16 protein-coding genes, 1 tRNA gene and 1 pseudogene are annotated in these 18370 nt (G+C 44.5%); 4 read left to right on the forward strand and 14 right to left on the reverse strand.

The genetic code is table 11. The features are described from left to right. Window positions 1-24: 24 nt before the first annotated feature. Window positions 25-315 (reverse strand): annotated as a pseudogene (locus GW12_RS01505) (Arm DNA-binding domain-containing protein); the annotation flags it as partial. Between the two features lie 258 nt (window positions 316-573). Here GW12_RS01505 and mutS point away from each other — a divergent pair. From mutS to GW12_RS01525, 4 genes are all read left to right on the forward strand, one after another. Further along, window positions 574-3210, forward strand: a complete 2637-nt coding sequence (mutS, locus tag GW12_RS01510) for a DNA mismatch repair protein MutS (RefSeq protein WP_034582501.1) — start codon at window positions 574-576, stop codon at window positions 3208-3210. Window positions 3211-3410: 200 nt separating this feature from the next. Then, window positions 3411-3734, forward strand: coding sequence for a ferredoxin FdxA (gene fdxA / locus GW12_RS01515; protein ID WP_034582504.1), 324 nt, complete (start codon window positions 3411-3413; stop codon window positions 3732-3734). Between the two features lie 142 nt (window positions 3735-3876). After that, entirely contained in the window at window positions 3877-4587 is a 711-nt protein-coding gene (locus GW12_RS01520) for a D-Ala-D-Ala carboxypeptidase family metallohydrolase (protein WP_034582507.1), read from the forward strand. Between the two features lie 132 nt (window positions 4588-4719). Next, on the forward strand, window positions 4720-5385 hold the full coding sequence (locus GW12_RS01525; protein WP_034582514.1) for an O-methyltransferase: 666 nt from the start codon (window positions 4720-4722) through the stop codon (window positions 5383-5385). Window positions 5386-5610: 225 nt separating this feature from the next. Here the strand turns inward: GW12_RS01525 and GW12_RS01530 are convergent, their stop codons facing one another. The 13 genes from GW12_RS01530 to cysS all read right to left on the reverse strand — a co-directional run bounded on the left by GW12_RS01530 (window position 5611) and on the right by cysS (window position 18173). Further along, window positions 5611-6453: a universal stress protein gene (locus GW12_RS01530; RefSeq protein ID WP_034582516.1), complete on the reverse strand. Its 843-nt coding sequence runs from the start codon at window positions 6451-6453 to the stop codon at window positions 5611-5613. 188 nt (window positions 6454-6641) lie between these two features. Continuing rightward, window positions 6642-7259 (reverse strand): acyltransferase, encoded by a 618-nt coding sequence (locus tag GW12_RS01535; protein ID WP_034582520.1) that lies wholly within the window; start codon window positions 7257-7259, stop codon window positions 6642-6644. 1 nt (window position 7260) lies between these two features. Further along, complete coding sequence (locus tag GW12_RS01540; RefSeq protein ID WP_034582522.1) at window positions 7261-7851, reverse strand: YigZ family protein; 591 nt, start codon at window positions 7849-7851, stop codon at window positions 7261-7263. A gap of 97 nt (window positions 7852-7948) precedes the next feature. Further along, a complete protein-coding gene (locus GW12_RS01545; protein ID WP_034582524.1) occupies window positions 7949-9136 on the reverse strand; it encodes an HlyD family efflux transporter periplasmic adaptor subunit in 1188 nt (395 codons plus the stop codon). Beyond that, window positions 9133-11271 carry a type I secretion system permease/ATPase gene (locus tag GW12_RS01550; protein ID WP_034582526.1) on the reverse strand — a complete coding sequence of 713 codons (2139 nt, stop codon included), beginning with the start codon at window positions 11269-11271 and terminating at the stop codon, window positions 9133-9135. The genes GW12_RS01545 and GW12_RS01550 overlap by 4 nt, the downstream gene beginning before the upstream one ends. Further along, a complete protein-coding gene (locus GW12_RS01555) occupies window positions 11268-12812 on the reverse strand; it encodes a TolC family outer membrane protein (RefSeq protein ID WP_034582528.1) in 1545 nt (514 codons plus the stop codon). Before GW12_RS01555 ends, GW12_RS01550 begins: the two co-directional genes overlap by 4 nt. A 138-nt stretch (window positions 12813-12950) precedes the next feature. Continuing rightward, window positions 12951-13694 (reverse strand): LPS export ABC transporter ATP-binding protein, encoded by a 744-nt coding sequence (lptB, locus tag GW12_RS01560; protein WP_034582531.1) that lies wholly within the window; start codon window positions 13692-13694, stop codon window positions 12951-12953. Beyond that, window positions 13694-14260 carry a lipopolysaccharide transport periplasmic protein LptA gene (lptA, locus tag GW12_RS01565; RefSeq protein ID WP_034582534.1) on the reverse strand — a complete coding sequence of 189 codons (567 nt, stop codon included), beginning with the start codon at window positions 14258-14260 and terminating at the stop codon, window positions 13694-13696. The genes lptB and lptA overlap by 1 nt, the downstream gene beginning before the upstream one ends. Next, on the reverse strand, window positions 14244-14792 hold the full coding sequence (gene lptC, locus GW12_RS01570) for an LPS export ABC transporter periplasmic protein LptC (protein ID WP_034582536.1): 549 nt from the start codon (window positions 14790-14792) through the stop codon (window positions 14244-14246). Before lptC ends, lptA begins: the two co-directional genes overlap by 17 nt. 32 nt (window positions 14793-14824) lie before the next feature. Beyond that, complete coding sequence (locus tag GW12_RS01575) at window positions 14825-15364, reverse strand: HAD family hydrolase (RefSeq protein WP_034582538.1); 540 nt, start codon at window positions 15362-15364, stop codon at window positions 14825-14827. Window positions 15365-15367: 3 nt separating this feature from the next. Then, window positions 15368-16399 (reverse strand): SIS domain-containing protein, encoded by a 1032-nt coding sequence (locus tag GW12_RS01580; protein ID WP_052127865.1) that lies wholly within the window; start codon window positions 16397-16399, stop codon window positions 15368-15370. Window positions 16400-16612: 213 nt separating this feature from the next. Beyond that, window positions 16613-16688, reverse strand: a tRNA-Gly gene (locus GW12_RS01585). Window positions 16689-16751: 63 nt separating this feature from the next. Then, a complete protein-coding gene (cysS, locus tag GW12_RS01590; RefSeq protein ID WP_034582542.1) occupies window positions 16752-18173 on the reverse strand; it encodes a cysteine--tRNA ligase in 1422 nt (473 codons plus the stop codon). Window positions 18174-18370 lie beyond the last annotated feature (197 nt).

Consider the following 18370-nt stretch of genomic DNA (forward strand, 5'->3'; position numbering starts at 1 on the left):
TTATATCGAACTCAGGTTATTTAGCCTTTCAAGTTTTTCTTGTTTTGCATAGGTACTAGGGCAAATTCCTGATCGCCTCTGTGCCTTTAACTTTTGTAGCTCAATTCTTGCTTCAGCCAAAGACATTTCAGGGAAAGTGCCTATTTTCAGTTTTTTTAAAGAATTATCAATAGGACTACGATATCGATATATAAATGAAGTTAAACCTGTTTTTCCCTTATATACTCGTAAACCTTCATTCTCACCAATATCAGCTTTATAACTATCATTTTTCATTTTCTCTATCGCTCTGGCAGATAGAGCAACTTTTTTCATTGTTTGAGTTTCTTTTTCACTCACCTAAAAATCCCCTTAGAAACCATGACAAAGTTTTTGTTAGAATCCCTTTCAGAAATTCGAGAATCGAATCATCAATTCTTGCTATTTTAAACTGAGATCACAACCAAGGTACACTAAAACGTACACTTATAATTTGGATTGTTTAGGTTTAAACGGGATTTAATAGGATTCGTCAGGAAAAGTTTTTTATGCAATTTATTGTAAATATTAATAGTTTTAAAGGTGTTAAGTGACATGAATACAGAAAAAATAATACCTGACTTATCTACTCTAACACCTATGATGCAGCAATACATGGCAGTCAAACTGCAACACCCGCATTCGCTGCTATTTTACCGCATGGGTGATTTCTATGAACTGTTCTTTGAAGATGCGCATAAAGCCGCCAAAATTCTAGGTATTACCCTGACGCACCGAGGTAAAGCCAATGGCCAACCAATTCCTATGGCGGGTGTGCCATACCATGCTGCAGAAGGCTATCTGGCCCGCCTGGTAAAAAAAGGCGAAACGGTGGTGATCTGTGAGCAGATCGGTGAAGTGACTGGTAAAGGACCTGTTGAACGTGGTGTAGTACGAATTATCACGCCGGGAACATTAACCGATGATGCTTTACTCGGCGCTCATCAAACGTCGAATCTGGTCGCGCTTTGCTTGCAGCAAAATAGCATCGGTATTGCCCTACTAGATCTTAGTGCAGGTATTTTTAAGGTACAGCAGATCGACTACGACCTGAACCAGCTCGCCATCGAACTGGCTCGCCTGATGCCAAGCGAAATCGTGGTGGATGAAAACCTACAGGATCAGGAACTGGTTGAGCATCTGAAACACCTGCTGGATGTACCAATCAGCCGTCGTCCCAATGTCGACTTTAACCTGAACAATGCCCAAAAAACTTTGTGTGACCAGTTTGCTGTCAGCACACTGGCAGGTTTTGGCATCGATCATCTGCCACTGGCCAAAGCCGCTGCGGCTGCGCTGATTCACTACGCCAAGGAAACCCAGAAAACTGCGCTACCACATATCCGTACCATTCAGCTAGAACAAAGTTCGGACTTTATTGCACTGGATCCAGTCACTCGTCGCAATCTGGAACTAATCGAACCGTTATTTGAACATGGTACCTCCCTGTTCCAGCTGATTAATGACTGCCAGACTGCCATGGGTGGTCGTTTGCTCAGCCGCACCCTGATGCAACCGCTACGTGATACAGCGATTCTGGATGAACGACTGGATGCAATTCAGACCTTGCTAGAAGGTTACCACGAAGCACCCGTACGTCTGGTCTTAAAAGAAATCAGTGATATTGAACGGGTACTGAGCCGTATTGCTCTCGGCAGTGCCCGTCCACGTGATCTGGTGCAACTGCGTCAGGCCTGTGCGCAGATTCCATTCCTGCGCCATGCCCTGAAACCGATGGTCAGCCAACAGCAATCTAAATTACTAGTCCAGCTGAATGACGAACTCGGTGATTTTCATGGTCTGCATGAACGTTTGATGGCGGCCATTGTTGAAAATCCACCCGTGTTGCTGCGTGATGGCAATGTCATCGCTGAAGGTTTTGATGCTGAACTGGACGAACTGCGTAAAATCCGTGACCATGCCGGTCAGTTCCTGATTGATCTGGAAATCCAGGAGCGTGAAGCCACTGGCATTCCAACGCTAAAAATTGGTTATAACCGTGTTAGTGGTTACTACATTGAGCTGACCCGTGCCCAGGCCGATCAGGCACCGGATCACTATATCCGCCGCCAAACCCTGAAAAATGCCGAGCGTTATATCACTCCGGAACTGAAAGCCTTTGAAGATAAAGTATTGTCCAGTGAATCACGTGCACTAGCGCGGGAAAAAATGCTGTTCGAAATGCTGCTAGACGAACTGCGTCAGGACATCGCGAATCTACAGATGATGAGCAGTGCCATTGCCCAAATTGACCTGCTCTGTAACTTTGCTCATCAGGCTCGGCTACGTAACTGGTCTCGTCCAAAATACAGCCCAGAAATTGGCCTGCAGATCAAGGCGGGTCGTCATCCTGTGGTTGAAGCACTGAGCAAATCCGCCTTTACCCCGAATGATACCCAGCTGGATTATCAACACCGTATGGCGATCATTACCGGTCCAAACATGGGCGGTAAATCCACCTTTATGCGCCAGACTGCCCTGATTGCCCTGCTGGCATATTGTGGCAGTTATGTGCCGGCACAATCCGTGACCCTAGGCCCAATTGACCGCATCTTTACCCGGATTGGTTCAGCAGATGACCTGTCTACTGGCAAATCAACCTTTATGGTGGAAATGACCGAGACTTCGCAGATTCTGCATCATGCTACCAGCCAGTCACTGGTTCTAATGGATGAGGTCGGACGTGGCACCAGTACCTATGATGGTCTGTCCTTAGCTTGGGCCTGTGTACTGGATTTAACCCGTCGCATCCAGTGTCTATGCCTGTTCGCAACCCATTATTTCGAGCTGACTGAACTAGCCAAAGAACCAGGCATCGACAACTACCATGTCACCGCACGTGAAGTGAACGGCAACCTGATCCTGCTACATAAAGTCCAGCAAGGTCCAGCAAGCCAGAGTCATGGCCTACAGGTGGCAAAACTTGCCGGGATTCCCGCCAGTGTTATCAAAGAAGCACAGAACCGTCTGCGTATTTTGGAAAAACAACAAAATGCCAAGCCACAAAATCCACAACCGGATCTGTTTGCGGTTGAACAGGTTGTGGAAACCGTAGTGGAACGTATTGTTGAAGTTGAAAAACCTTCACCGATACTCGACATGTTGGAAGAGATTGATGTCGATAGTCTTAGTCCACGTGAAGCCCTACAGCAGCTTTATGCTCTCAAAGACCTGCTGAAATTGCCGGGCTAAATGATAAACCGTCTCATTTCATATGAGACGGTTTTTTCTATCTATGCTGGAAACTCCGGTTTTAAAGCATTCAGCCGTTTTTTTGTAAAAATAACAGCCCTATATATAACAAATATCAATAAAAGCAATTGTTAGTTGACTGCGTTTTTGCCTAAAATACGCATTAGTTATTAGAACCATATTTTTAGGTAGCTGTCGCCATGACCTTTGTTGTCACTGAAAATTGTATTAAATGTAAATACCAAGACTGTGTTGAAGTTTGCCCAGTAGACTGTTTCTATGAAGGTCCAAACTTCCTTGTAATTAACCCGGACGAATGTATTGACTGTGCGTTATGTGAGCCAGAATGTCCTGCAAATGCAATTTTCTCGGAAGATGAGTTACCTGAGGGTCAAGAAGTCTTTATCGAGCTAAATGCTGAACTGTCTCAAAAATGGCCAAACATCACCCAGATTGGTGAACAGCCTGCAGATCGTGAAGAATGGAACGGTAAGCCAAATAAACTTCAGTATCTTGAAAAGTAATTTTCTTAGAACTGCGAAAAAGACCAGCCTAGACTGGTCTTTTTTTATACCTCATGCACACATTTCATTGCAATTTATCCTGATTTTCTCCGCAAAAGTGGACTAAAATAGCGCTATTTTTAAAAATACCTGATTTCTGATAATGAAGCATTTCTTCAAGGGATTAATGGGTCTCATCATGATCCCTGCTGTCATGGTGGGTTGTACCACTGCGACAAAAAAACCATCTACAGAACCCGGAAAACGTATTTATATTCCGCAGGAACAGGTCGAATTAAAACGTCCTGCGCGTCCTAAAAGCACCCCTTATGCTTATACCAACTGGACGACGGTTTCTGACAATCTGTCCCGTGTGCGTGAATACGAGAATTTCCTGAACCGTAATGGTGTTGGCAACATTATTCCGAACTTTGAATTGATGCGCACCGCACGTGATTGGTCACGTTGTGGTGGTGCCCAATACATGGTACCAAGCCGTGAATTGTGGGCCAATCAGCTGCCAACTCTGCGTATTTTTAAATATCTGGTTGCCGCCAATATCCTGACCGATTTTGAAGTGACTTCCGTGTATCGGGATCTGCCACTGAACAAATGTGCTGGTGGTGCCAACTCATCACGTCACCTGTATAACTCGGCAATTGATTTCAGGATCGGACCAGAGTTCCCGCAACCTGAAGACTATGCCTTCATTGAAAATACCAAGTTCAAGCTGTGCCAGTTCTGGATCCAGCATGGTCGTAGTCTGAATATGGGTCTTGGTTTATACGCTTCAGGCCAGATTCATATTGATACCCAGGGTTATCGTACTTGGGGTCCGGACTTAAGTTACCGCTCTTCCATGTGTAATTACTAGGTCATGACAAAGGCAATACATATCACGAGAAAGGTTATGTATTGCCTATTTTTAAAGCAAATATAGAACAATAAATTGCGCTCTACTGCGAAAGGTTTAAAATGCCTGCATCGCAATATAGGTGCCCAAGTTATGCAACAAATGTGGACTGACCTCGACAATTATATAGATTCACATTTAATTCCTGATGATCCCATCCTGAAACAAACCCTTGACAATACCGCTGCACATGGCTTCCCTGACCATCTGGCTGTCGCGCCGAACCAAGGCATGCTGCTGCAAATGCTGATCCAGATGAATGGCTGCAAGCGTGTACTTGAGCTGGGCACTTTTGCTGCATATAGCACCATGTGGCTGGCACGTGCCCTGCCGGAAGACGGCTATATCCTGACTATCGAAGGCCGTGATACCCACGCAGCCATGGGTCAGGAAAATATTGATCGTGCCAATCTGAAGCAAACCGTAGAGCTGAAATGCGGTCGTGCCGCTGACATCCTGCGTGCCCTGCCAGAAGATACTGAGCCGTTTGACTTTATCTTTATTGATGCGGATAAACAGAGTTATCCAGAGTACCTGGAATTATGTTTAAACCTTTCTCATTCAGGTACGGTGATTTTCTTGGATAATGTGATTCGTGCGGGCGCGATCATTGATCCTGGAAATAAAAAGCCAAGTATCGAAGGCATTCGCAGCATGTTTGAACTAATCCAGAACCACCCACGTTTGTTATCTAGCACCGCTTTGCAGACAGTTGGCAGCAAAGGACACGACGGTTTTGCACTCGCGATTGTCAAGTAATATTCAGTGTGTAAAAAACACTCAAAACGGTATTAATTATATATAACAATAACTTGCATAATCTAACCACAGAGTTATCCACAATATATGAGGATAACTCTGATTATTTTTAAAACAGAATTGTAACGAGCTTTAAATTTTTTCTTTTAGCTGCATTTTTCCAATACTTGTATGCCTAGTCACAACCTCTTTAATTTCAAAATTTTCTTTGCGCTTAGCTCTTATCTACTTGGCCACCAGTAATGGCACTTTGGAATTCCGGAAAATCGTCGTAGCAATACTGCCGAGGAAGAACTGATGAATCTTGCTGTGACTGAATGCTCCGAGCACAATCAGTTGAATGCCTTGTTCCTGCTGGTAAGACAGGATATTTTCTGCAACATCGCCATAACGGTATTCAGGCACCACATCCAGGCCGGCCTGTTTTAAGTATTGCAATGGTTCATTCAGGATTTCCGCATGATCACCAACATAGAGCAGATGACATTGCAGTAAACGCAGCAAATCACTTTCGGCAATACGTTTCATCATCTTGATACAGGTCGGTGAATATTCATAGGCGAAGATAAAGCGTGTTGGTGGCTTAAAGTTTTCACCCACGGTCATCACAGTACAATTCGCCCCACGGATAAAGTTTTCGACATTGGTGCCCATCGGCTTGTTTTTCTCGGCTGAACGTTCGCCCAGACGCCCGATCACCACAATGTCCTCTGGTCGCAAAATCTGAAAGCTCTGCTCCAGAAAATCCCCTTTCTCCTGAATATGAATAGTATTCAGTCCGTGCTTTTCTTTAATTTGATCGGAAATATGCCGCAACAGGTTATTGCTATAATCCAGCGCTAGCTCACTCTGTTTCTGTTCCAGCTCAGCCAATTCTTTCAGCAACATGGCATTACTTTCAAAACCGATGACCCCACTAATTTCCCCCAAATGATAACTGGCTGGGTAATAGTCCAGCACCTGTAATAACACCAGTTCGCGATGGGTCTGCTTGGCAATCCATGCAGCCGCTTCTGCGATGGCATTAATGCACGGAGAAGAATCAATGCAGGCAATGACACGTTTCATGTTCAGCCTCTCTTTTATAATAAAAATTCTTAGATATTTTTAAGTTAGCATAGCCTTTGACAAATGTGCAGCGAATTCTGTAGCTATGGATTTGAATTATGTTAATTTTTATGTGATGTATTTAAGATGAATTTTCATTTTTGACACCTGCCTCACCATTCTGGTCAGGCCTGCATCTGCTAGCTTATTTATTCACGGTAACGGATAAACCGGGCTGGATTACCTGCCACAATCATGCGCTCCCCGACATCTTTGGTGACCATACTATTCATGCCGACAATAGCCTGATCGGCGATTTTCACCCCATCCTTGATGCCGACATGTGCTCCCAGCCAGACATCACGTCCAATCTCAATCCCTTTGGACCGTACTGGCTGCTTATAAACTGGTTGTTCCAGTTCCATGCCATGATCAAAGGCATACAAATGACAATAGGCCGCAATTCTTACCTGATCATGCAGCTTGATGCCGACTCTTCCCCCATCCAGGATACAGTGATGATTAATTGCCACTTCATTGCCAATTTCCAACGGTCCATGCAAAGTACAGTCTGCGGCAATAAAGGTATTATCCCCGATCACGACCTTACGGCCTGGCTCGGCAAAAATATGCGCCAATGGTGAAATAAAACAGTTTTCGCCAATTTCCACCGTTTCCATTTCACGCAGATAATCCTGATATTCGCGTTGCCACTGTTCTGCCCAGACCCGGTTTTTCGGCTTTAGTGACCAGTACAGCCATGGCATATAATTTAACCGGTGCTTATGCTGCTCTCGGTATTTCAGTAATGGATCCTGTTCAGTCATCTTATGACTCATCGATAATTTTTAGGGCTTCACGACCACGAGTGACGTCCTGAATTTTCAGTGCAAATGGCTCAATCTGGTGTTTCTGCATTTGTGCTATCACTATCACACCGTCAGCCGTATAGTCTTCCTGATAGTCGATCTGCTGCTGATTCAATTCGTACTGGAAAATTGCCCATTCACTAAAATTACAGAGGAATATGACTTTTTTCTTTTCAATTAGCTCAATTTTTTCTGCCAGTAACAAACACTGTCCCGCACAGCCGCCATACGCTCGTACTAAACCGCCTGTGCCAAGCTTCACTCCACCAAACCAGCGATTGACCAGTACCAGTACATTGGTCAGCTCATTGCCTTCAATCGTCGCGAGAATCGGCCGACCCGCGGTACCTGAAGGTTCACCATCATCATTAAAACGGACATTGTGTCCAATTTTCCAGGCCCAGCATTGATGTGTCGTGCTTGGATCGTGATAGGCTTCCAGAAAATCTCTGACATCCTGCTCGGATTCAACCGGCGTAGCAAAAGCCTGAAAACGGCTTTTCTTGATCTCTTCTTCGAAACTGACCAGACTGGAAATGGTAAACGGCATGGGATTCAAACACTAACATCACACCGGCGCAGTATAACGTGTTTGCTCCCAGAAATAAAAAAAGCCCCTATAAATATTTAAACAATGCTGATTCGGATTAACGTTCGCGCAACGCTTCCTTGGCCTTGTTGAATGGCTTGATCAGGTAATCCAGCACGGTTTTTTCACCGGTACGGATATCCACCGTTGCCACCATACCCGGGGTGATATTGAACTCCTGACCTGCTTTATTGGTCAACTTGTCACTGTCGGTACGGATATAGACACGGTAATAGAACTGATCCTGTTTCACTTCATCACGCAAGGTATCTGGTGAAATCACTGTCACCTTGCCTTTTAAACCACCATAAATCGAATAGTCATAAGCCGTGATTTTCACCAAAGCTTCCTGATCTGGACGGATAAAAGCGATGTCACGTGGTGAAATCCTAGCTTCTACCAGCAGTTTTTCATCCAGAGGTACGATGGTCATCAGCTTGCCATTTTGTGGAATGACACCACCTAAGGTCATCACATCAATTTCTTTCACCACACCACGTACTGGTGATTTGAAAATAGTCCGTTTCAGGGTGTCAGACTTGCCACGCACCACTTGTTGCTGGGTCTCAACATCGGTATTGGCTTTGGCCAGTTCTTCACGTGCTTTGACATAATACTGGTTACGCACATCATTCATCTGGTTTTGCAGGTCATTTGCTTCACGTTTCAGACGCAATACTTCGACTTCACTGGCAGCACCTTTCGCCACCAATGGCTCAGTCATCGCCAGTTCCTGTTGCACCAATACCAGTGCATGTTTCAGACCCGACAATGATTCTTCCAGATTGGCACGACGTGATTTGTACAGTGCAGTTTCTTCAGCCACCAGTTTTGGCTCTTTTAGCACTTCAGGTGGGAACGACAACGGCGCACCGGTGACTTCTGCGCGTAAACGCGCTGCTGTTGCACGGGATGAAATGAGCAGCGACTCAGATTCGCCGACATTCGATTCAAAGCGGGTTGGATCAAGCTGAGCCAAAATTTCACCTTGCTCGACAATCTCACCTTCTTTGACATTCAGCTTGGTCAAAATACCGCCTTCCAAAGACTGAATCACCTGTTCTTTGGAAGATGGGATTACTTTACCAGTCCCCGTAGAAACTTCTTCTAGCTTAAACAACCATGCCCAAGCTAGCAGAATGAGTAAACCAATCCCGATAATCCAGATCACCAGACTTGATTTTGGCAATGGCGGTTCCTGAAAGCTAACCTTGGTTGAACGTTTCAATTCCTGTTGTTCACTCATGCGTTTGCTCCCGCTGCACGTTTCACTCCACCTTGAGACTGATTCAGAATCTGGTCACGTGGGCCATCCATCACAATCTTGCCGTCATTCACCACAATGATACGGTCTACCAGTTCCAGTACTGCACGGCGATGCGTTGCTACCACCATGGTTCGGCCAATCAGATAATTTTTCAGATTGTCGATCAGCAATTTTTCAGTCACATCATCAATCGCTGCAGTGGGTTCATCCAGTAACAGGATCCGTGGCTGACGGATCAGCAAACGAGCCAACAACAAGGCCTGACGTTGACCGCCAGAGAAGCCGACACCACCTTCTAGAATGACATGATCCAGACCTTCTTTTTTCTCCTGAACAAAGCCCAGCGCTCCAGTGAGTTGTAGCGCTTCAAGAATCTGCTGGTCTGTTGCCAGTGGCGCACCCAAAGTTAAATTTTCACGAATGGTGCCATAGAACAGTTGTGAGCCCTGATTGAGAAGGCCCATATCACGGCGTACATCTGCTGGATCAATCAGGTTCAGGTCGATCCCATCCAGCTTGACCTTGCCTTGGACTGGTGTTTGCATACCTGATAGCAGTTGCAGCAACGTCGATTTACCAGCACCGTTACGGCCTAAAATCGCAATCTTCTCGCCCGGCTTGATTTCCAGTTTCGGAATCACCAGCGTTGGTTTCGGATCATCTTCACCATATTTGAATACCACACCACTCAGGTCATAATGCCCTTCGATAAACGGACGATGAATCAGGTGTGAATAATCCGGCTGATCTACTGGTTTTTTCATCAGCTCATCCAGACCTTGTTTGGCTACTTTGGCCTGCTGGAAACGCCCTAGAACCCCAGTAATTTGCGAAATTGGCGCCAGCATACGCGATGACAGAATCGAACATGCCACCAGTGCACCGGTGGTCATCTCACCCTCCATAACGGCAAAACAGCCGACCAGTACCACAATGGCAAAGGTCAGGCCCTGAATTTTCTGGGTCCATGCGGTCATCAAGCCCACAATTTTACGTTGTTGCATACTGACATCGGCAGACACTTCGTTCATGTGATTCCACTGGTTCTGGAAACGCGATTCAGCGCGCAGTAGTTTGATGTCCTCTATGCCTTGTACCGCTTCCACCAAAAGCGCATTACGGATGGAAGATTCGCGCATGCCCATTTGCGCCAGCTGTGCCAGTTTTTTCTGTGCTAAAATGCCCGGCAAAATCATTAATGGCACGACCAGAAGCATTACCCAGAACAGCTTGCCACCGATCAGCCAGAAAATTCCCAGAAATAAAAAGAAAAATGGCAGGTCTGCAATTGCCGTCACCGTAGTTGAGGTCACAAGTTCACGGACGCCTTCCAGCTCACGTATCTGGGAAATAAAACTACCGGTTGACTTGGAACGCTCTTTATTTTTAATCCGTAGTGCATGACCAAATACCCGATCAGAAATACGTAGATCCGCACGTTTACCAATAATATCGGACAAGTAAATCCGTGAAACACGCAAGGTAAACTCAAAAATTGCCGCCAGCAGTACACCACTCGCCAAGACCCACAGCGTTGGAATAGATTGCGATGGAATGACACGGTCATAGACATTCATTGAGAAAACGATGGTCGCCAATGCCAGAATGTTGGCAATCAGCGAGGCAAACATCACATCGATATAACGTTTCCAGTCTTTCAGTACAATCGACCAGAACCAGTTTTTCTCAAAGGGCTTGATATATTCATCGACACGTGCATCTGGTACCGAAGATTCAGGGCGTAGCACATACAGATTTTTGGCGCCTTCCTGCAAGCGCTCTAAGGTAAAGACCTGTGATAACCCCTGATCGCCACTTATCTGCACGCTGGCATTGCCTTCACTGTCAATCCGCTCGACAACCCCGACTTCGCCGCTATCAAATTCGATTAGAACCGGCAACTTCCATGGGCTCAGCAGACTGGCATCAAACTTGTTTTTACGTACATTTAGACCAATCTGACGTGCCACTATCTTAAGCAGTTCATCGACATTTTGATGCTGGTTCCATTCCAGCTGTAACCGGATTCGTTCTTCAGATGGCTCGATACGATAATGCTTGGCAATATTGAGCACCGCCTGAAGCCACGGCTGATAATTTATTGTATTACTCATGGCTGTACTTCAAACCCCTGAATAGAAATACGGTTAAGGTCATACAGATCACGGGTGCGACCAGTAACCTGAATGTACTGAACAATGGCGGAATAAATATCGTAACGTGCAGTTTCGATTTCTTGGGCTGCACTGTGAATCGCCTGTTCTGCGTTTAATAAGTCCACCACAGTTCGGGTACCTAATTTATATTGTTCTTGATAAAGTTCTTTGGTTCTGACCGTAGTTGCACGGCGCTGTGCTAGAATATTCATCTGACGCTGCTTGTTTTCAATCTGCTCTCGGATCAAACGTACCTGATCAATCACGTCCAGATAAGCGGTACTCACCTGTGCACGCGCAGCCTCTTCTGCATAGCTGGCAGCACGGGTCTGAGATTTGATTGAACCGCCTTGGTAAAAGTTACTGGTCGCTTCAATCATCACTGAATTATACAGACCATCATCTTCATTATTATTCGGATTTCGACCATTCACCGCCTGGCTGAGGCTACCTTTCAGATTAATGGTTGGATAAGCACTCAGTTTGGCCTGTTCCTTTTGGGATTTGGCCACTTCCACACCTGCATAAGCCAGCATCAGAGAAGGGATCTGGGTAAATTCTGGCTCTTCATATAGCCCTGCCTGTTGCACAATGCTGTCCGGAATTTCCCAATCAATATTGGAAACATCAAAGCCCAATAAGGTACGCAGTTTCTGTTGATACTGACGTAACTGGGTTTGTTGTACGATCAGGTTATTCTCGGCCGCTTCCAGATTGGACTGGGCCTGAATCGGGTCAGCCTGACTGCTGATCCCGGCTTTGGCACGCAGGTTAGCGATTTCAGCAATGCGAGCAATCCCCTGTTTTTGCTGCTCTGCAATCTTAGTAATTTCCTGATAGCGCTTGATATTCACAATCGCATCAGCAACTTCTAATGCAACCTGATCCAGACTGACCAGTACTCGGGCCTGTTCCTCAGCCAGCTTGGCTTCTTCAGTAGTAACACTGGATTTCACCTTGCCAAAATCATAAAGCAACTGGGTGGCATTTAAAGAAAGCAGTTGTCGACCACGTTCACCCTTGGTTAAGTCAGCTGTACTCATCCCACCAGAAATTTGGGGATAATATCCTGCTTTCGCAACATCAATATTCGCTGCCTGCGAAGACAGTGACGAAATACTCTGGGATATTTCTGGCCGGCGCTGTACTGCGGTAAGTACAGCTTCTTGCAGATTCATGCGTCGGGGTATTCCCGCAACGGGGGCATAAGGCTGCGGTGTCATCGAAGATGGCCTGCCGATTGAGGGTAATTCCTGGACACGAGACGTATCCAGCTGAAAATTACTTAATTCGCTAATATCAACCGTATGAGCAGACTTTTCAGGAGTCGGTGCAAACAGCCTGCTTACGCCCTGTTTAAATCCATCAAAATAACCGTTTTGAGAATCAGCCGCATAAACCGGTGAAATTTGCAAAGGCAAAAGTAATGCAAGAAATGCCCCTTTTTTACCCTGTAAGTTTCCCCGATTTTTTTTAAATTTTTTTGCTTGCAATCGCATGATGAGGATGTCGTATTTTTGACTAAAAATATATTAAAACATTTTAAAGGTGAATGATTTTAAAATGTATTAGACGAAAAAATCCCACACTATGACATTTAAGCCGAAAGTGTGGGATTCATATCAGAAAAATCCCACTTATACAGTAAAATCATCACCTAAATAGACTTTTCTAACCGTTTCATTACTCAGGATTTCTTGTGCTGTGCCTTCTGCAATCACTGCACCTTCACTAACAATATAGGCATGTTCACAGATCGCCAATGTTTCACGCACATTATGATCGGTAATCAGTACACCAATCCCGCGATCTTTCAAAGTCATAATAATATCCTTGATGTCACCCACTGAAATTGGGTCAACTCCGGCGAATGGCTCATCCAGTAACATGAATTTTGGATCAGCTGCTAGCGCACGGGCAATTTCAGCACGACGACGTTCACCACCAGACACACTCATTCCCAGAGAATCTTTAATATGAGTAATCTTGAAATCGGCTAACAATTCAGCCAAACGTTGTTGACGCTGTGCTTTAGTCAAATCTTTACGGGTTTCCAGAATTGCCATGATATTTTCTGCAATCGTTAACTTACGGAAAATCGAGGCTTCCTGAGGTAGATAACCTATCCCTTTGCGGGCACGTTCATGCATGGCTAAATCAGATAGGTCCAGATCATCCAAATGGATTTCACCTTTGTCCATACGAACCAAACCAACGACCATATAAAAACTGGTGGTTTTACCGGCACCATTAGGCCCCAGCAAACCGACAATCTGTCCACTCTGCATGCTAAAGGACACATCCTTTACTACCCAACGTTTACTGTAGTTTTTTGCCAGATGCTTGATCGTGAGGGTTTGCACTTGCTGTGACTGTGTCATTAATCACGTGCCCCCGGGAAAGATTTTGAACTCGAAGGCGGAATCACGATCTGGACACGACCAGAAGATGAACCAGTTTTGTTCGGCGTACCAACCGCTTCAATATCACCTTTATTCATGCTATAGCGCAGTGTATTACCCCGGATACTGGCACCATCCTGCTCCAGAAACGCATTCCCGGTCAGTGTGATAATTCCTGAATCGGCATTGTAGACAATTTTATTTGCATGACCTTTGGCCAAACCTTTGTTCGCATCAACTTTTTGCTGGAATCGTGCAGGGCTCCCATTGGCAGTAATGGAGCTAATTTCTTTCTTGCTATTCAGGTTTGCAACAATGGAATTAGCCTGTAGCTTCATCGTGCCCTGTTCAATGATAACGTTACCCGTATAAGTCGTAACCCCGGTACGCTCATTAAAGGTGGCACGGTCTGCAACCAGACTAATTGGCTGCTGACGGTCTGAAGGCAGTGCAAAAGCAGCGACTGAGCACATACCCAGCAGACCGGCCAGTGCAGTACGTTTCAGGAAAGTAGTCATCATTTGCGGTTTAAGAATTTGGTTCATACTTTCCTCGAATATTAAAAAATTCGTATTGGCCGTCATTAAGATTAGCCTTCAATCCCTGACTGATAAACTCTGCCTGTGGAGAGCTCACCTGTACAGTTTTGTCTGTTTCTATTTCCCGTGTTTTAGGAAAACCCGTCAGCTCATTAGTCACAAGTTGAAGTTGGCCATTTTGAAGCATTTTAGTAGCTTTCACACCTTGGGAAAGTACAACTCTAGTATTGTCTTCATAGCCATTGGCAAGTTTAGCAGTAAAGGTTGCATCCACTTTGCCATCTTTATACATGGAAGCATTCAAATTCTCGAGCTTCGATGTCTGCTTTTGCATATCCTGCTCAAGTCGGTCCACTTTAGCACGAACAGTCAGCTGACCTTGTTCATTAGTCTGGGTCAGGTTTACATTTTCAGCAGTTGATTTCATGCTGCTACCAGCATCCACTTCAAGCTTCTTACCACTACCGCTGTAATAGTAATAACCACCACTTATCGCTGCGAGAGTAATCGCGGTTACATATAAAACTTTAGTATCCATAAGCGGTGTTTTAACCCAAAACCTTTAATTGATTAATATGGCGCACGAATAAACTTTTCAAGTAATTCTTCGTAAACACCTTTGGCCATCAGCAACATGTCACAGATTTCTCGAACAGCACCACGGCCGCCCATGGCTTGGGTTACCAGATCGGCACGACGACGTACCTCGACATGACCATTCGGTACGGTTACTTTCATTCCTGCAATCGCAAAAGCAGACAGATCAGGCCAGTCATCGCCCATATACAAGCAATCTTCCGGATCCAGATCTAATTGTGCACAGGCTTCACGAAGTGCAACACCTTTATCTTCACGTCCCTGATACACTAGATCAACCCCAAGGTCAGACATACGTTTTTCGACGATATTACTTTTACGACCAGTAATGATGATGACTTTTAATCCAGCCTGTTGCACCAGTTTCATGCCCAGGCCATCACGGATATCAAAGTTTTTGATTTCATCTCCGCTATTAGTCAAGGTGATAAAACCATCACTCAGAATACCATCCACATCAAGCACCAATGCTTTCATATGACGTGCTTGTTCTAATAACACATAAGATGCCATTTCTTAATTTACCCCGGCCTGAATCAGGTCATGCATACTAATTACACCAATCAATTTATTGGCATCATCTACAACGACAAATTGGTTAATCTTGCGCTCATTCATACGTTCTAAGGCAACAACGGCACGCTCTTCTTTGGAAATCGTCTGCGGATTAGGAATCATCACTTCACGCACTGGCAGATTCACATCAAAGCCTTGTTGTTTATCAAGCAAACGACGTAAGTCACCATCCGTGAAAATACCAAGCAGCACATCATTTTCATCAACAACCGTAGTTAAACCTAGACGCTTATCAGTAATTTCATAAAGCACTTTGTTCATCGGTGTATCAGGTAATACTTTTGGCAATTCTTTACCTTTATGCATCAAATGTTTCACATGCAAAAGCAAACGTTTACCCAATGCACCAGCAGGATGTGATCGAGCAAAATCATCAGAAGTAAAGCCACGTGCTTCAAGCAATGCGACTGCCAACGCATCACCAAGCGCAAGTGTTGCAGTTGTCGATGAAGTCGGCGCTAAACCCAGTGGACAAGCTTCCTGAATATTACCTAAAGTCAAAGCGACATCCGCATTTTGTGGCATTGGTCCGCTAGCATCACCACTAATGGTAATTAACGGCACGCCCAGATGCTTGATCAATGGCATCAACATCATGATTTCATCACTTTTCCCTGAATTGGAAATCGCGATGAGCACATCTCCAGCGACCAGCATCCCCAGATCACCATGCCCAGCTTCACCTGGATGCATAAAGAAAGACGGTGTACCCGTTGAAGCAAAAGTAGCTGCCATTTTACGACCAATATGCCCAGATTTCCCCATACCGGTCACCACTAGGCGACCTTTACACTGCAAAATAATTTCACAGGCTTGGCTAAAACGTTCATCTATCTGAGTAGCTAAGACTTGTAGCGCGTGTTCTTCAATACGCAGTGTTTCTAATGCTGCTTTCTGGAAATCGACGGAATTCGCTTTATTTTCTTGATTCAATGTTTGCTTACCTGCTCTCAGCTCAGAGAAAATTCTCATTTCAAAGAAATAATTTTCGCAATTTTAGCATAAGCATGCAAATAGCATGTTTTTAAATGTGAGGCTTTTACCAAAATTTCACCACTTTTTACTTACCTCGTCTCCATAATTCTTTAAAGATAACAATTTGTGATTAAAATTAAGGTATAGCTGAAAACAATTTAATTTGAGACAAAAAAAAACCTTAATCATTTGATTAAGGTTTTTGAATCTTGGAGCGGGAAACGAGACTCGAACTCGCGACCCCAACCTTGGCAAGGTTGTGCTCTACCAACTGAGCTATTCCCGCGTTATGGTTGCATTATAGAGAGTTTACTGTTGGTGTCAACTCTCTAAATGTGCAATTGCTGAATTAATCAGCACGACGCCATACCGTGCCTTGACGTGTGTCTTCAAGCACAATGCCTTGATCGAATAAAGACTGGCGAATTTCATCAGCACGGGCAAAGTTTTTCTCTTTCTTAGCATTTTTACGTTGCTGGATCAGATCCTCAATCTGTTCTTCAGTTAGACCTAAAGCTTCCTGACCAATATCAGATTTTAGGAACTCATCTACAGGATGCTGTACTAGCCCCAGAATATTGGTCAGATGACGTAAAGTTGAATAATAAATCGCAGCCTGTTCCGCATTTTCTTCTTTCACGGCACGGTTTAGTTCTTTGTTGACTTCAAATAACACTGCAATTGCTTCAGCAGTATTAAAGTCATCACGCATCGCAACATTAAAACGTTCAACCAAGGCTTCATCTAAAGTATTAACCAATTTGTCACCATACACAGCTTGATAAGCTTTAAATGAATGATAAAAACGTGACAATGCAGTTTTTGCTTCTTTGAGTGCGACATCAGAGAAATTGACCGGGCTACGGTAGTGTGAAGACACGATGAAATAACGGATCACTTCAGGGTGAAATTTCTCCATTACATCACGAATGGTGAAGAAATTGCCGAGTGATTTCGACATTTTCTCGCCATCAACGTTAATAAAGCCGACATGCATCCAGTAATTCACATATTGTTCACCAGTCGATGCTTCGGATTGTGCAATTTCATTTTCATGATGCGGGAAAGTTAAGTCAGAACCACCACCATGAATATCAAAATGATTGCCTAAACAACAGGTCGACATGGCAGAACATTCAATATGCCAACCCGGACGACCATTGCCCCAAGGCGAAGCCCAGAAGGGTTCATTTTGTTTGGCATGCTTCCACAGTACAAAGTCGAACGGATGTTTTTTCTCTACTTCGACATCGACACGTTCAGATGCGCCAGCCTGCATATCTTCCAGTTTGCGACCAGACAGACGACCATATTTGGCATATTTTTCTACTTGGAAATAGACATCACCATTTGATGCAGGATAGGCAGTTCCGTTATCGACCAACTTGCCAATCATATTTTGCATTTGCTGGATATATTCAGTCGCACGTGGTGCTTCATCAGGTGGCAGGCAGCCTAGGCTTGCTGCATCTTCATTCATAGCCTGAATAAAACGGTTGGTTAGTGCTGTGATGCTTTCACCATTTTCATTGGCACGTTTGATGATTTTGTCATCAATGTCGGTGATATTACGCACATACTTGACTTTCCACCCCTGACTGCGCAGAAAACGGATAATATAGTCAAATGCAACCATGACACGTGCATGCCCAATGTGACAGTAGTCATAGACCGTCATACCACAGACGTACATGTCAATATGACCTTCCTTACGCGGCACGAATTCTACTTTTTTGCGTTGCTCTGAGTTATATAGAACAAATGGTTGCATAGCTGTTCAAAAGACTTCAAATAAAAGGATGGCCCATCTTAACCTAAGCATTATTATTCATAAAGTTTTCATGTCTTTTTCTTCAGTATATTTTTATGCTGCATAAAAAAGACCAGCTTTGCTGGTCTTTTATCAGATAATATAGGACTTACGCACTATTACTTATAGATTCTCTGTGGTAGCAGATGATTTTTATT

Source organism: Acinetobacter sp. HR7 (assembly GCF_000773685.1).
GTDB classification, from domain to species: domain Bacteria; phylum Pseudomonadota; class Gammaproteobacteria; order Pseudomonadales; family Moraxellaceae; genus Acinetobacter; species Acinetobacter thermotolerans.

What these genes read in the sequence shown, in the direction of transcription:
- mutS (WP_034582501.1), top strand. Translation starts at nt 574, where the DNA reads ATGAATACAGAAAAAATAATACCTGACTTATCTACTCTAACACCTATG.
- fdxA (WP_034582504.1), top strand. Translation starts at nt 3,411, where the DNA reads ATGACCTTTGTTGTCACTGAAAATTGTATTAAATGTAAATACCAAGAC.
- GW12_RS01520 (WP_034582507.1), top strand. Translation starts at nt 3,877, where the DNA reads ATGAAGCATTTCTTCAAGGGATTAATGGGTCTCATCATGATCCCTGCT.
- GW12_RS01525 (WP_034582514.1), top strand. Translation starts at nt 4,720, where the DNA reads ATGCAACAAATGTGGACTGACCTCGACAATTATATAGATTCACATTTA.
- GW12_RS01530 (WP_034582516.1), bottom strand. Translation starts at nt 6,453, where the DNA reads ATGAAACGTGTCATTGCCTGCATTGATTCTTCTCCGTGCATTAATGCC.
- GW12_RS01535 (WP_034582520.1), bottom strand. Translation starts at nt 7,259, where the DNA reads ATGACTGAACAGGATCCATTACTGAAATACCGAGAGCAGCATAAGCAC.
- GW12_RS01540 (WP_034582522.1), bottom strand. Translation starts at nt 7,851, where the DNA reads ATGCCGTTTACCATTTCCAGTCTGGTCAGTTTCGAAGAAGAGATCAAG.
- GW12_RS01545 (WP_034582524.1), bottom strand. Translation starts at nt 9,136, where the DNA reads ATGAGTGAACAACAGGAATTGAAACGTTCAACCAAGGTTAGCTTTCAG.
- GW12_RS01550 (WP_034582526.1), bottom strand. Translation starts at nt 11,271, where the DNA reads ATGAGTAATACAATAAATTATCAGCCGTGGCTTCAGGCGGTGCTCAAT.
- GW12_RS01555 (WP_034582528.1), bottom strand. Translation starts at nt 12,812, where the DNA reads ATGCGATTGCAAGCAAAAAAATTTAAAAAAAATCGGGGAAACTTACAG.
- lptB (WP_034582531.1), bottom strand. Translation starts at nt 13,694, where the DNA reads ATGACACAGTCACAGCAAGTGCAAACCCTCACGATCAAGCATCTGGCA.
- lptA (WP_034582534.1), bottom strand. Translation starts at nt 14,260, where the DNA reads ATGAACCAAATTCTTAAACCGCAAATGATGACTACTTTCCTGAAACGT.
- lptC (WP_034582536.1), bottom strand. Translation starts at nt 14,792, where the DNA reads ATGGATACTAAAGTTTTATATGTAACCGCGATTACTCTCGCAGCGATA.
- GW12_RS01575 (WP_034582538.1), bottom strand. Translation starts at nt 15,364, where the DNA reads ATGGCATCTTATGTGTTATTAGAACAAGCACGTCATATGAAAGCATTG.
- GW12_RS01580 (WP_052127865.1), bottom strand. Translation starts at nt 16,399, where the DNA reads ATGAGAATTTTCTCTGAGCTGAGAGCAGGTAAGCAAACATTGAATCAA.
- cysS (WP_034582542.1), bottom strand. Translation starts at nt 18,173, where the DNA reads ATGCAACCATTTGTTCTATATAACTCAGAGCAACGCAAAAAAGTAGAA.